Origin of the sequence: Campylobacter iguaniorum (genome assembly GCF_000736415.1) — a bacterium.
GTDB classification, from domain to species: domain Bacteria; phylum Campylobacterota; class Campylobacteria; order Campylobacterales; family Campylobacteraceae; genus Campylobacter; species Campylobacter iguaniorum.
The window spans coordinates 290,958-304,511 of record NZ_CP009043.1 but is presented as its reverse complement, the minus strand read 5'-3'; the positions used below and the strand labels follow the sequence as shown (position 1 = coordinate 304,511).

Below are 13,554 nucleotides of genomic sequence, written 5' to 3'. Positions count from 1 at the left end.
TAAATTTTTATATAATAACGCCAAAGGGAGTTTGAAATGAAAACAAAAATTAGCATTGCGATAACCGCTTTTTTGGTAGTCTTTTATACTGTTTTTGGATTTTTTGGAGTGCCAAAACTTAGCGTTTATTATGGCACCAAGATCCTTGCTAGTATGGATCTAAATCTAAGCGTAAAACAAGTCAAATTTAACCCATTCACATATGAAGCAAACATCACAGGCTTAAGCATTCAAGGCAGCTCTCCGCTTATCAAATTTGATGAGATTTACGTGGATTTGGACGCAATAAATTTATTCAAAAAAACTATAGGCATAGCTGATTTGAAGCTGACAAATCCGACTATTTTTATACAAAAAGACAAAAACGGCACCTATAATTTCGCTTCGCTTTTAAGCGATGAGAGCTCCACAAAAAGCGACGATAATAGCAGTTTGGAGCTGTATTACGACATCAAAAAACTTGATATTATAAACGCAAGTATCGCCTACATCGATCTTGGCAACGGCTTTGAAGCTAAGCTAAATGATATGAGCTACTCTTTAGAAAATCTCTCTACCAAACGCAATTATTTGGGCTCACACAAGCTTCTAACTAGCTCAAATTTAGCCGACAAAATCATCACCGATGCAAATATCACGCTAAATCCATTTACCATAAACGGACATGCCAAAATAACCGAGCTAAAGACAACGCCGTTTTGGGTTTCGTTTTTAAAAGAACTTCCAATCAGCTTAAATAGCGCGATTATCAACTCAGATTTAGCCTATACTTTGCGTTTAGATGAGAGCGTCACGCTTGACACAAATGCCTCTTTAAACATCAAAAATATCAGCGTCGCAAGCGGGAAAGATAGCTTTGCTACCAAAGAATTTGACATCTGGAATCTGAAGCTAAATCTCTTGCAATCGCAAAATGGCTTAAATCTTAAACTAGATAATAGTAACCTAAATATTTATGATTTTAAGGCTAAATTTGATGGCTTTGACGCTGGGGCTAGTGAGATTTTGCTAAAAGACTCAAATGTCACATTTGACGGAGAAAATCTCACACTCAAAATCGCAAAAACAAACACAAATAGCTTAAGCGCAAGTAAGCTTGATACCAAAATCACTCTAAACAAAGCAGAGATAAATGACGCTAACTTCACGCTTTTAGCCAAGAATTTTGCCCTTTTGCTAAGCTCTATTAATTTAGCAAATTTAAAAGCCACCAACGATAAAGCAAACTTCGCAAACCTGTCAAATTTGAGCTTAAACGGACTAAATTTAGCTCCAAATTCACTCAAACTAGACAGTATAAACGCTACAAATTTAGACATAAGTTCATTTGTAAATGACAAAGGCTCCAAACTCGCAAACGCCTTTTTAGCACTTTCTAGCAGCAAAAAAACACAGGCGAAATCAGAGCCATTTGATTTTGAAATCAAGGAATTAAACCTAAATAAAACCAAAGTTGCCATAAAAGATGAAATCAGCAAAAACACAGTTTCAAACATCGATATAAAAGCAAAAAATATCGCAAATAATGGCGAAGCTAAATTTGATATAAGCATAAACGACAAGCTTCTAAAACTCTCAAGTAATAGCTCAATCAACATGGCAACTAACAAGGTAGAATCGAGTATAAACGCTACTTTGCAGAGTTTGCATTTCATAACTCCATATCTTAAAAATTACTTAAATATCAAAGATATAAATGCAAAAGTAAATCTAAAAGCTAATATTAATTATCAAAAAGATTTGAGCCTAAATGCAAATGTCAAAACTACAAATTTCAGCCTAAAAGATACGAATAACGACGTTGTAGCTGCATTTACAAGCTTAAACAAAACGCTAAATTTAAACAAAAACGGTATAAAAATCTCAAATATAGCCCTAACAAATCCAAGATTAAAAGTAGAAATCTCAAAAGATGGCGAGCTAAATTTACTCAAACTCATTAAAGATAGCAAGGATACCAGCAAAAAAGAGAGCTCAAAATCGCCAAATATCTATATAAAAAATATAAACATCAAAAATGGATCTTTGGAGTTTAGCGACAAGAGTTTGCCTATAGTTTTTGACACAAATATTACTAAAATTTCTACCGCAATAAACGATATCAAAAACAAAACAAGAAGCGATATCGCCCTAAATGGAATAGTCGCAAAGCAAGGATTTAGCGAGATTTTGCTCTCTATTTATCCATTTGAGCCGACTTTTAGCACAGATCTTATAATGCATTTTAAAAACCTAAATCTCAAAAACGCCACACCGTATTCGGCTAAATTTTTGGGCTATGAGATAGCTGACGGCAGGCTAAATTTGAACCTAAATTATAAAATAAAAGATGGCAAACTCAATGGCTCAAACACCATAAATCTCGATAATCTAACTCTTGGCAAAGAGATCCCAAGCAGTGACGCAGTAAGCCTGCCAGTCAAACTAGGTCTTGCCATATTAAAAGACAGCAACAACCAAATAGACATAGACCTTCCGATAAGCGGGGATTTAAACAGCCCTGAGTTTAGCTATGGAAGTATAGTTTTCAAAGCTATCGTTCAGCTTTTTAGCGACGTTGTGACATCGCCATTTAGATTTATCGGCGCTGCTCTTGGCATAAGCTCTGAGGGCATAAACAACGCTGATTTCATTCCAGGAACTACGCTCCTATCCGAAACAAGCGAAGAAAATATCAAAAAACTAGCCCAAATCGCCATAAAAAAGCCAGATATCATCTTTACTATCACTCCTGCGTACGCGACTATAAGCGATAAATACGCTATCTCAAAACGCATAATCCAAAAAGAAGCAACTCTGCTTATGAATACAAAAAATCTAAGCTATGAAGACGCAATAAAGCAAATTTACGCTCAAAAAATCAATAAAATCAAATTCCAAAACGTAGATCAAGCCGTAGATGTTTTGGCCGACGATGTCAAAATCAAAGACGATACACTGCTTAAAATAGCCCAAAAAAGAGCGCTTTTTTTAAGCGATGAACTACAAAAAAATGGCGTGAAAAAAGAGCAAATCGATATGATAAATCTGCAAGATATAAGTGGCTCAAAAGCAGATAAATTTATAAGATTGCAAGTAGGAATAAAAACAAAATAGCTAACTTTTGTTAGCTATTTTAGGCTGGTTTAGGCGAGTTCAGATAAGACTTTTAGTGCATGGCCTGCGGCTTTTACGCTTTTATAGACTTTAGATATTTTGCCAGTTTTATCTATGACAAATGTTGTTCGCACGATACCAAGATATTCTTTGCCATAATTCTTACGCACTTGCCAAACGCCATAAGCCTTAGCTACTTCTTTTTGGGGATCACTTAAAAGTATATGCTTAAGGCTTTGTTTTTGGGTAAATTTAGTATGCGAATCTGACGAATCTGGACTAATGCCTACTATCACAGTATCTTTTGCTATAAACTCATCGTAATTCGCACTAAACTCGCACGCCTCAGTGGTGCAGCCTGGAGTATTGTCTTTTGGATAAAAGTACAAAACAACATTTTTACCCTTAAAATCTTTAAGAGCGATATTAACTGAGTCGCTATTTTCTAGCTCGAAGCTTGGAGCCATGTCGCCAGCTTTTAAGGTGACTTTACGTTCCATATCTTCAGCACTGAAAACTGGAGCTTCTTTGCTATTTTGGGCTTTTGGAGCGCAAACTTCATCGGTTTTTTTCTTGCAGCACGCCATTTATTTGCCCTCTTTTATCGCTTGGACTGATTTAGCCCCAAAATACGTTGCGTCGCTTCTGATTTCATCAAAATTTATAACCACACGAGCTGGATTTTTGCCTAGATCTTTTACCATTATATCTGTGATTTTGACTGCGATTTCATCTAGTTTTTCACGGCTTGGCATCGGATCGCTTAGTTTTATATTTATGATTGGCATTTCATTTCCTTTTAAATTTAATGCGTGATTATAGCGAATTTTAATTATATTTTTGTTTATAGCTGATTTAGTCTTTGTGCTATTCTTTTTATCACATTCACGCAAACCGAATTGCCAGATTGCTTATACAAGTGGCTATCGGCGATATTTGGCAGATTAAATTCTTTTGGAAAACCTTGCAAATTGAAACACTCTTTTGGTGTTAATTTTCTTATACCAAATTTGCTTAAAATCAATGGCACATTATGACCACCAGTCCCCATATTTGCAGTAAGAGTAGGACAAACATTACTTTTATTTTCTCTTACGTATTGCCTTCTCCATTGATAAATAGTATCTTTTTTTGTGATTTGACTTACCAATAAATCATATTGTTTAAATTTGCTTGTATAATAGTATTTATCATCAACTTTTGCTTCAAAATCTATCACATCGCAAAGTTTTGTAGTTAGCTCAATAGGTTCTGGGAATTCGAAGTTTTTATAGTCATTTTTGTTTTTAAAAGCCAAGATATAAATTCTCTCTCTATTTTGTGGAGTATTGCCGTATTCCATTGCGTTAAGAACCTTATATTTTACTTTATAACCAAGCTCTTCAAGCACATTTAGCATCGTAGAAAATGTCTTACCACCATCGTGACCAACCAAGTTTTTTACATTTTCTAAAAAAATAATTTTTGGTTTTTTGTGTTTTGCAATTCTCATAAGCTCAAAAAACAATGTTCCTCTAGCATCATCAAATCCGAGCCTATACCCAGCCACAGAAAAAGCTTGACAAGGAAAACCACCCATTAAAATATCGAAATTTGGTAATTTTATTTCATCAACTTGCTTTATATCTATATTATCAACATCTATTTTAAAATTACTCATATACGTTATAGTTGCGTTTTTATCAATTTCGTTAGCGTATATTACTTCGTGATTTTCAAACCCTTGCTCTATCCCACCAACACCAGCAAAAAATGAAGCTATTTTCATTATACAATTCCTTGATATTTTGCGACACGCCGCAAATTTATTAGGAGTAAGAACCCAAACGCTCTTACTCCTTTTATTTTATTATATTACGACCCACAATATCAATGCGACAAAGTGGTTTGATACCAAATTTATCAATAATTTGTATCAATTGAAGTCTAGGGCGACGCCCCATTGCTTGATGATCTGCTACAGTTTGAGTATTATTGACTTTTAACGTCTTAAAAGAGTTTCCGTCAAATCCTATATCATAAATATCTGCAAAATTATGTTGCATATCTAACCTAAAAAATAAAAGCCTGTCAAATTTTGTATCAGGAGAAAAAGAACTCAAATCGCTGTTATAATTTGAAGTAGCCTTTATTTCTATCAATGCACCATTTTCATCAGTAGCATCTCCACCTTTACTGCCTTTGTTCCATAGCAAATTTAGAGCAAAACAAACCATTTGCTCAGATATTACATCAGGAATATTTATACCCCTTGAAGTCCAAGATTTGATCGAATTATTTAGGTCTTTCCACATAAAATAGAGCCTACAAACTTCTACAAATCTAGCTTCATCAATCTTTACAAAATCTACTTTAACTTTAGCCATATTTATTCAAAGCGTTTGGAGTTGGCATTATAACAAATTAAGTCAAATTTAACCAAATTTACCACGCAAATTTACTGCCATTCAAAAGATATTAATCAATTTTTTGATAAAATCACTGAATTTAATATAAAAAGAGGTAAAAAAATGGCACTACCAGAGGCAGAACATATTTGGTTTGATGGAAAATTAGTAGCATGGAAAGATGCAACAGTTCATGTTTTAACACATTCATTACACTATGGAAACGCTGTATTTGAGGGCGTTAGAGCATACCAAACTCCAAAAGGTCTAGCGATTTTTAAATTACAAGAACACACAAAAAGACTTTTTGAATCAGCAAAAGCTTGTTGCTTAGAAATCCCTTATAGCGAGGAGCAAATCAACGAAGCTCATGTAAATTTGCTAAAAAGCAACACATACAATGACAATGTTTATATCCGTCCGCTTGTGTTTTTAGGATATGGCAAAATGGGCGTTAGCCACATCGGATGCCCTGTAAATACTATCATTGCAGCGTGGCAATGGGGTGCATATATGGGTGAAGAAGCGTTGCAAAATGGTATCAAAGTCAAGATCGCATCTTGGATGAAACCAGCTCCATTTTCTATGATGGCAAAGGCAAAAGCTAGCGCAAACTACTTCAACTCACAAATGGCAAACTATGAAGCTCAATTAGCAGGTTGCGATGAGGCATTATTGCTTGATCCTCAAGGATTTGTCGCTGAGGGTAGTGGCGAGTGCTTTTTCATAGTAAAAGACGGCGTCATCATCACTCCAGCAAACGACACAAGCCTTGTGAGTATAACTCAAAAAACAGTCATCCAAATCGCAGAAGATCTAGGATACAAGGTACTTCGCCAAAGAATCACTAGAGATGAAGCATACACCGCAGATGAAGCATTCTTCACTGGCACTGCCGCTGAAGTCACACCGATAAGCAACATCGACGGTAGAGTCATCGGTACAGGAAAAAGAGGAAAAGTAGCCACAGAACTACAAAATGCGTATTTTGATGTAGTTATGGGCAAAAATCCAAAATATGAGAAATTTTTAACTTACATAAACTAAAAGGAATACAATTGCCAGCAGATTTAAACGATTATTTTAACAAAAAAAATGGTAACGGCGGCGGAAATGGTGGCGACAAGCCAAATTTCAACTTCAAAAAGCCAAATATGCCAAATTTCAATGGCTTTGGTAAATTTAGCGGTGCAATATATGCTCTAATCATAATCATCGCTATATTAGTCATAGCCAAGCCATTTGTCATAGTCAATTCAGGCGAAGTTGGTATCAAATCAACAGCGGGTAAATTTGACCCAAGTCCATTGCAACCAGGATTTCACTTCTTCTTGCCTTTTATACAAGAAGTTAGGATAGTTGATACCAAAGTTCGTATCATCAACTATACTTCAAGCGAAGGCAGAAACGAAGCCAACTACAGAGGCAGCGGCATCGAGATAAAAGACACTATATCAGTTCTTGATGGTCGTGGTCTTCCAGTTAGTATGGATATCACAGTCCAATACCGCCTAAATCCGCAAAACGCACCCCAAACCATAGCTTCTTGGGGTTTCAGCTGGGAAAACAAAATCATAGATCCAGTTGTTAAAGATGTCGTGAGAAATGTCACTGGTAAATACACTGCTGAAGAACTTCCAGAGCGTCGTAACGACATAGCGATCGCTATAGACAATGGTATTAGAACAAACATAAACTCTCAGCCAAACAAGCCAGTTGAGCTTTTGAGCGTGCAACTTCGTGAAATCATACTTCCACCAAAAGTAAAAGAGCAAATCGAACGCGTTCAAATCGCTAAGCAAGAAGCCGAAAGAACAAAATACGAAGTAGAACGTGCAAACCAAGAAGCACTCAAAAAAGCTGCCCTTGCAAAAGGTACTGCTGAAGCTGTCAAGATAGAAGCTCAAGGTAGAGCTGACGCTGTGAAGATCGAAGCTGACGCTCAAGCGTATTCAAACAAAGAAGTTGCAAAAAGCTTAACTGTAAATTTACTAGAGCTAAAACAAATCCAAACTCAAAAAGAGTTTAATGAAGCTCTAAAAGTAAATAATGATGCTAAGATTTTCTTAACTCCTGGTGGCGCTGTGCCAAATATCTGGGTCGATACGAAAGACAAAGTAAAACAAAGCGCTATCGCTCAATAATTCTCAGGCTAGTCAAATTTGGCTAGCCTAAACCAAAAATAAGGAAAATTATGCGTGTGAATTGGCAAAAGTTAGATGGATTGCTTCCAGTCATCGTCCAAGAAGACGGCTCAAATGAAGTTTTGATGATGGCTTATATGAATGAAGAGGCTCTAAATTTAAGTATCAAAACTGGCTTTGCACACTACTTTTCACGCACAAAAAATCGCATTTGGAAAAAGGGCGAAGAGAGTGGCAACACTCAAGAGATAAAAGATATGAAGCTTGATTGTGATAATGACTCTTTACTGATAAAAGTCGTGCAAAATGGCGGAGCAGCTTGTCACACTGGAGCTAAATCTTGCTTTTTTAACCAAATTTCTTTAGAACCAACTTCTGACACAAAACTACAAAATGAGCCAAATTTAAACCTAAAATATGATATCTTAGATCACTTATATCACGTGGCACTTCAAAGGAAGCTAAATGCAGATGCAAGCAGCTCATACATAGCAAAACTCTACTCAAAAGGCGAAAACGCGTATCTAAAAAAAGTCTGCGAAGAAGCTGGAGAATTTGCTTTTGCTATAAAAGATCTTAGCAAATTTAAAAAATACTCAGACCTTGAGCGTGAATCATTTGGCGAACATAAAGCTGGAGATCCAGCTACTGACGTGATTTATGAGGGTGCTGATATAATCTTTCATATGATAGTGGCTTTGGCTGATTTCGATATACATCCATCAAGAGTGCTTGATGAGCTAAAAAGACGCGAAGGGATTAGCGGCATAGAGGAGAAAAATGGGCGTTCTAAATAGTCTTAAACAAACCATAAATTTTTATATGGCACATTTTGTGTTTGTTGATTATTTAGCCGTTATGTGGGTTTTACTTGTCTTTTTGGTCGTGCTTTTTTTAGTCATTATAATGATGATAAAAAGGCCGTTATTAGCTAGTTTTATACTTATTGCAAACATATGCTTTGTGGTTTTTGGGCTTATTTATACTCACAAGCTTGTAGACGAAAATCTAAGAAAACGAGAATTAATCGTAGATAAAATCACTCAACTAAACTTCTCAGATACGCTCATAGCTGATCTAAATTTGACAAATTTATCCAAAAAACCATTTAAATATTGTAGAATAAAACTTAAATTTGTTAACGAAGAAAACAATAAAATCAAGCATTTTATCAAATCCGCAAAACCGTTTCGCACACAGACCCATACAATAGAAGAACCAATAGATGTCAATCAAACAAAAACTATAAGGCTAATCATAAATGATTTTCGGCCGATTAATTATACTACAAAAGTAAGTTCGGAGTGTTTCTAATGAGTTATTTTACAATTTTTCATATCATAGCATTAGTTGTTATAGTTATTTTATTTATTCTTTTTTTGATAATCTCTTTAAAAGAAAAAAAGACATCGGTAGTTGTATCTATGGTATTTTTAAATGTATTTGTTATGGGCTGCTTATCTATTTTTATGATGCTTATCATAGATCAATACACAAAAAAAGCTAAGGTTTTAGATCTAAGTCATGAGAGAATTCTTATCAATGAAACCATTGTGTTTTCTGGAAAAGTGCAAAATATAGGTGGTTTTGACATAACAAGCTGTACTTTGGAAATAAAGCTAGTAAATGCACCAATGGAAAAAGGCAAGCTTGATGGAAGTATATTCAAGCAAGAGCGTGGATTTTTTGATGTATTTAGATCAACTAAAAAAGTCGAAAGAAGCACGGTAGAAATGGAGTTCAAAATCGCTCAAGGCCTAAAAGCTGGAGAGACAAGACCATTTAGCGTTTATATGCCTTATCCAGCCAGCTTCAGAGTACCAAGCTTTTATCACAAGATTTATTGTCACTAATTATTTATGAAATAATCACCATCAAAGCTTACAAGAGAGTATTTTCTCTCACTGCCAAGACTATCTACCAGCTCATCAATGCTTAAAAACTCTAAGCTATCAGCGCCGATAAATTTACATACCTCTTCAGTGCTCATATTTGCACTGATTAGCTCAGCATAGCTTGGAGTATCTATACCGTATTTGCAAGGGTGTTTTATCTCTGGAGCTGCGATTTTCATGTGAATTTCTTTAGCGCCTGCATTTCTTAGAAGCTCGACTATCTTTTTGCTAGTAGTTCCACGCACAATGCTATCATCGATGACGACCACACTTTTACCTTCTAAAACAGAGCTCATGGGATTTAGTTTTAGCTTGACTTTTAGATTTCTCATCTCTTGGGTTGGCTCTATGAAAGTTCTTCCTACATAGTGGTTTCTTACGATAGCCATTTCAAAAGGTATCTTGCTCTCGTTTGCATATCCTAAAGCTGCTGGCACACCAGAATCAGGCACCGGAATAACTAAATCGGCTTTGATTTTTGATTTTTGTGCTAGCTTTGTTCCTAGTTTTTTGCGGATTTCATATACATTTTTTCCCTCTATCATGCTATCTGGTCTAGCAAAATAAATATACTCAAATGCGCAAATTCTAGGATCTACTTCACCAAAAAGCTGAACACTTTTGTACTCGCTTTTGCCCTCTTCAAAAATCAGCATTTCGCCAGGTTTTACATCTCTAACAAATGTCGCACCAACTAGATCAAATGCACAAGTCTCACTAGCTACGATATATCCACCGTCTTTGAGTTTTCCAAGACTTAATGGTCTTACGCCGTATCTATCCCTGATCGCAAACATTTTTGAACGACTAAGTATAAGCAAACAATACGCTCCACGTATTTGGCGAACGGCTTCTACTATGCGGTCTTGGAGATGCTCTTTGTGGCTTCTTGCTATTAAGTGCAAGATATTTTCAGTATCCATGTTTGATTGGAAAATAGCGCCATCTTCGACTAGTCTTTCTCTGACTTCGTTTTTGTTTACCAAATTTCCGTTATGAACTATGCTAATTTGCCCTAAAGAGTATTTCGCGCTTACTGGCTGAGCGTCTAGTACGCTGTCACTTCCAGCAGTTGAGTAGCGATTATGTCCGATTGCCATTTCGCCTTTTAGCACTTCAAAGCTTTCGTGGTTGAAAACTTCTGTGACAAGACCACGATTTTTTATTGTTTTTATATTGTGGTTATTGCTAGCGCTTATTCCGCTTGATTCTTGACCGCGATGTTGCATAGAAAACAAGCCGTAATAAGCTGTTTTTGCCGCATCTTTTGAGTTTATTATTCCGACTATCGCACACATATTAAAGTCCTAAACAATCATAAATTGAGTATAAGCCAGCTTTTTTATCACTGATCCAAATGGCAGTTTTTATAGCACCTTTAGCAAATGTCGCTCTGCTTGTAGCAGTATGATTTAGCTCGACAAACTCACCGTCATTGTAAAATCCTATAGTATGGCGACCGACTATATCTCCACCTCTAAGAGCCATGACTGCTATTTCATCTTTGCTTCTAGCTCCCACCATGCCATCTCTTCCACTTACTCTGACATTTTCAAGGCTGAGATTTCTAGCCTTTGCAGCGTGAGTGGCTAGAGTAAGAGCTGTGCCACTTGGAGCATCAAGCTTATGGCGGTGGTGCATCTCAACTATTTCTATATCAAAATCACTCAAAGCCTTACTGGCAAGCTCAGCAAGTCTGTTTAAAACCGCAACTCCAAGGCTCATATTTGTAGCTTGTAATACTGGCATAACAGCGCTTGCATGCCTAAGCAGCTCAGCACCCTCATCTCCAAGTCCAGTCGTACCTATGATAAGTGGTTTTGGATAAGTTCTTGCGTAGTTTATTAAATTTAAAGCACCTTGTTTGATACTAAAGTCGATGATAACATCGCTATTATCAAAAAGTGTTTTTAAATCATCAGTTATAATAGCCTCGCCCACATCAAATTCAATTGGCTCAATCGTATAAGCAACGCTCAATTTTGCAAATTGATTTCCTTTTAAATTTGATATAATCTCTCTTCCCATCTTTCCACTTGCACCATGGATTCCGATTTTTATCATACTAGCCCTTTGTCTAAATTTGGCTCAATTTTATCATAAATATATTTATATATTGGTTAATAATATGTCAGGTGAAGAGTTTAAAATAACAGAAATGGAGCTTGAAGCCCCATTAAATTTACTAAAATAGTCCAACTACTTGAGATGAGACTTTGTCTTCTAAAATAGGCGTTGCTTCTGGTAATTCTAAGCCCATTTTTGTAGCTTCTGCAAAGATAATTGTGCTTTTTTCTACGTAGTCTCTTTCATAGTTTTGATTAGTAGTATTGATTTGGTTGCTATTTAAAGAGCCGCTAGCCTCTGTGTTTTTGATACTTCCACCAAATGCATTTAAGAATCCAGCTTTTGATGAATCTCTAACAGTTGCTTGTCCAGCGATATTTCCAGTAGAGCTATACACTGCGCCTTTGGCTTTTTGTCTGATATTTACATCGACTTGCATCTGCCAAATAGTATCTTCAGTAAGCTTGCCAAGCACGCCACCGACTACTGCTCCAGCGGCACCTGCTGCTATCATACTTCCAGCTCCACCACCATTATAGCCACTTATTGCAGCTCCAGTTGCTCCAAGACCAACTGCTGAGCCAACAGAGTTTGTTTCTGACTTTTTATCACAATACAAGACATTTGTCATCAAAATATAAGTCGCAGCATCTGGATCGTCTGTGATAGTATAGCCTTTATTTTGTAGGCCTTGCAAAATTTTGTTTTCTAAATTTACATCATGACCGCTTGTATTTTTTATGCTTACGAAGATTATTTTTTTGTCTTTTGCGACTGGATCTAAGAAAATACTTTGTGTCATTTTCGCACTAGTTTGAAGTGTAGTAGTAGCACAGCCTGCGAGCAAAGAGCCAGCAATTATGCTTGATAAAATAATTTTTGAGTTTAACACAATAACCCCTTTGTATAAAATTTCAAAGGGATTATATCTAAAATGATTAAAGAAGATTAAATATACGATTAATGCTTATTTATGCTCTCTATATAAGACATCGCACTAAGTGCAGAAACAGCGCCATCAGCAGCAGCGCAAACTACTTGTTTTGGGGCATCTTCTCTAAGATCTCCAGCAGCAAATAGACCTGGCACATTTGTTTGCATTTTTAAATTTACTCTTACTTGTCCAGCTGGAAGAGTATCGCAAATAAAGTTTCCATTTTCATCTTTTAGAACTTCATTTCTGACATTTAAACCAACAAACGTAAAGATTCCAGGAACTTTCAAATCTCTTATAGAACCATCTTTTAAAGCTACTTTAACTCCAGTTACGCCAGTTGCGTCTCCGTAAATTTCATCAACTTTAGCATTTGTGATAAACTCTATTTTTGGATTTTTTTTAGCTTTTTCTACAGTCACTGGAGCTGCTCTAAACTCATCTCTTCTGTGGATCAAATAGACTTTTGAACAGATATTTGCAAGATATTCAGCCTCTTCAAGAGCAGTATCACCACCGCCAAGAACTGCTACTTCTTTGTTTTTGTAGAAAAATCCATCGCAAGTCGCGCAAGTAGAAACGCCTTTGCCAAAGAACTCATCTTCGCCTTTTACTCCAGCTCTTTTTGGGGTTGAGCCAGTAGCTACGATAACAGCTTTTGCAGTTTCTACTTTGCCACCTTCAAGGTAAATGCTAAAGCTTCCGTCGCTATTTTTAGCCACTCTATCTACGTTTGACATCTCGTGTTTTAGCCCAAAACGAGTGCATTGCTCAAGCCAAGGAGCCATAAAGCTCATACCATCCATCACGGTTGCTACGCCAGGGTAGTTTTCCATCTCTGAGCTGCTTGTAATTTGACCTCCTGGCATACCTTTTTCAAACATTACAACATTTTTAAGTCCACCACGAGTGGTATAAAGTCCTGCTGAAAGTCCTGCTGGTCCACCACCGATTATTGCTACGTCTAACATATTTTCTCCTAATTTTAAATTTATATTTATATAACTATTTTACATAAAGATAAATTTAAA

14 protein-coding genes are annotated in these 13,554 nt (G+C 36.2%); 6 read left to right on the top strand and 8 right to left on the bottom strand.

Features of this window, described 5'->3' with window-relative positions; translation table 11 throughout:
- The first annotated feature begins 36 nt into the window (after positions 1 to 36).
- A complete protein-coding gene (locus tag CIG1485E_RS01605; protein WP_038452999.1) occupies positions 37 to 3,096 on the top strand; it encodes a DUF748 domain-containing protein in 3,060 nt (1,019 codons plus the stop codon).
- A gap of 29 nt (positions 3,097 to 3,125) precedes the next feature.
- Here CIG1485E_RS01605 and bcp read toward each other — a convergent pair whose 3' ends face one another.
- The 4 genes from bcp to CIG1485E_RS01585 all read right to left on the bottom strand — a co-directional run bounded on the left by bcp (position 3,126) and on the right by CIG1485E_RS01585 (position 5,462).
- Positions 3,126 to 3,596 carry a thioredoxin-dependent thiol peroxidase gene (bcp, locus tag CIG1485E_RS01600; RefSeq protein ID WP_038455497.1) on the bottom strand — a complete coding sequence of 157 codons (471 nt, stop codon included), beginning with the start codon at positions 3,594 to 3,596 and terminating at the stop codon, positions 3,126 to 3,128.
- Positions 3,597 to 3,683: 87 nt separating this feature from the next.
- The gene (locus tag CIG1485E_RS01595) at positions 3,684 to 3,884 is read right to left on the bottom strand and encodes a tautomerase family protein (RefSeq protein WP_038452996.1); all 201 of its coding nucleotides are present in this window, start codon (positions 3,882 to 3,884) and stop codon (positions 3,684 to 3,686) included.
- A 56-nt stretch (positions 3,885 to 3,940) separates the two neighbouring features.
- Positions 3,941 to 4,864: a DNA cytosine methyltransferase gene (dcm, locus tag CIG1485E_RS01590; RefSeq protein ID WP_081867117.1), complete on the bottom strand. Its 924-nt coding sequence runs from the start codon at positions 4,862 to 4,864 to the stop codon at positions 3,941 to 3,943.
- Between the two features lie 73 nt (positions 4,865 to 4,937).
- Positions 4,938 to 5,462: a Bsp6I family type II restriction endonuclease gene (locus tag CIG1485E_RS01585; protein ID WP_038452991.1), complete on the bottom strand. Its 525-nt coding sequence runs from the start codon at positions 5,460 to 5,462 to the stop codon at positions 4,938 to 4,940.
- 144 nt (positions 5,463 to 5,606) lie between these two features.
- Here CIG1485E_RS01585 and CIG1485E_RS01580 point away from each other — a divergent pair, with 144 nt between their 5' ends.
- The 5 genes from CIG1485E_RS01580 to CIG1485E_RS01560 are packed head-to-tail and all read left to right on the top strand — an operon-like array spanning position 5,607 to position 9,480.
- Positions 5,607 to 6,530, top strand: coding sequence for a branched-chain amino acid transaminase (locus CIG1485E_RS01580; RefSeq protein ID WP_038452989.1), 924 nt, complete (start codon positions 5,607 to 5,609; stop codon positions 6,528 to 6,530).
- 11 nt (positions 6,531 to 6,541) lie between these two features.
- Positions 6,542 to 7,627 carry a prohibitin family protein gene (locus CIG1485E_RS01575; RefSeq protein ID WP_038452987.1) on the top strand — a complete coding sequence of 362 codons (1,086 nt, stop codon included), beginning with the start codon at positions 6,542 to 6,544 and terminating at the stop codon, positions 7,625 to 7,627.
- Between the two features lie 50 nt (positions 7,628 to 7,677).
- A complete protein-coding gene (gene hisIE / locus CIG1485E_RS01570) occupies positions 7,678 to 8,424 on the top strand; it encodes a bifunctional phosphoribosyl-AMP cyclohydrolase/phosphoribosyl-ATP diphosphatase HisIE (RefSeq protein ID WP_038452985.1) in 747 nt (248 codons plus the stop codon).
- Positions 8,408 to 8,941 (top strand): DUF2393 family protein, encoded by a 534-nt coding sequence (locus CIG1485E_RS01565; RefSeq protein ID WP_038452981.1) that lies wholly within the window; start codon positions 8,408 to 8,410, stop codon positions 8,939 to 8,941. Before hisIE ends, CIG1485E_RS01565 begins: the two co-directional genes overlap by 17 nt.
- Complete coding sequence (locus CIG1485E_RS01560; RefSeq protein WP_038452979.1) at positions 8,941 to 9,480, top strand: DUF2393 family protein; 540 nt, start codon at positions 8,941 to 8,943, stop codon at positions 9,478 to 9,480. The genes CIG1485E_RS01565 and CIG1485E_RS01560 overlap by 1 nt, the downstream gene beginning before the upstream one ends.
- On the opposite strand, the gene purF is transcribed toward CIG1485E_RS01560, so the two are convergent.
- From purF to trxB, 4 genes are all read right to left on the bottom strand, one after another.
- Positions 9,477 to 10,820, bottom strand: a complete 1,344-nt coding sequence (gene purF / locus CIG1485E_RS01555; protein WP_038452976.1) for an amidophosphoribosyltransferase — start codon at positions 10,818 to 10,820, stop codon at positions 9,477 to 9,479. The two genes, CIG1485E_RS01560 and purF, sit on opposite strands and share 4 nt — an antisense overlap.
- Position 10,821: 1 nt before the next feature.
- Positions 10,822 to 11,586: a 4-hydroxy-tetrahydrodipicolinate reductase gene (dapB, locus tag CIG1485E_RS01550; protein WP_038452974.1), complete on the bottom strand. Its 765-nt coding sequence runs from the start codon at positions 11,584 to 11,586 to the stop codon at positions 10,822 to 10,824.
- A 121-nt stretch (positions 11,587 to 11,707) separates the two neighbouring features.
- Entirely contained in the window at positions 11,708 to 12,484 is a 777-nt protein-coding gene (locus CIG1485E_RS01545; protein ID WP_407637580.1) for a complement resistance protein TraT, read from the bottom strand.
- Between the two features lie 65 nt (positions 12,485 to 12,549).
- Positions 12,550 to 13,494 (bottom strand): thioredoxin-disulfide reductase, encoded by a 945-nt coding sequence (gene trxB, locus CIG1485E_RS01540; protein WP_038452968.1) that lies wholly within the window; start codon positions 13,492 to 13,494, stop codon positions 12,550 to 12,552.
- Between the last annotated feature and the right edge of the window lie 60 nt (positions 13,495 to 13,554).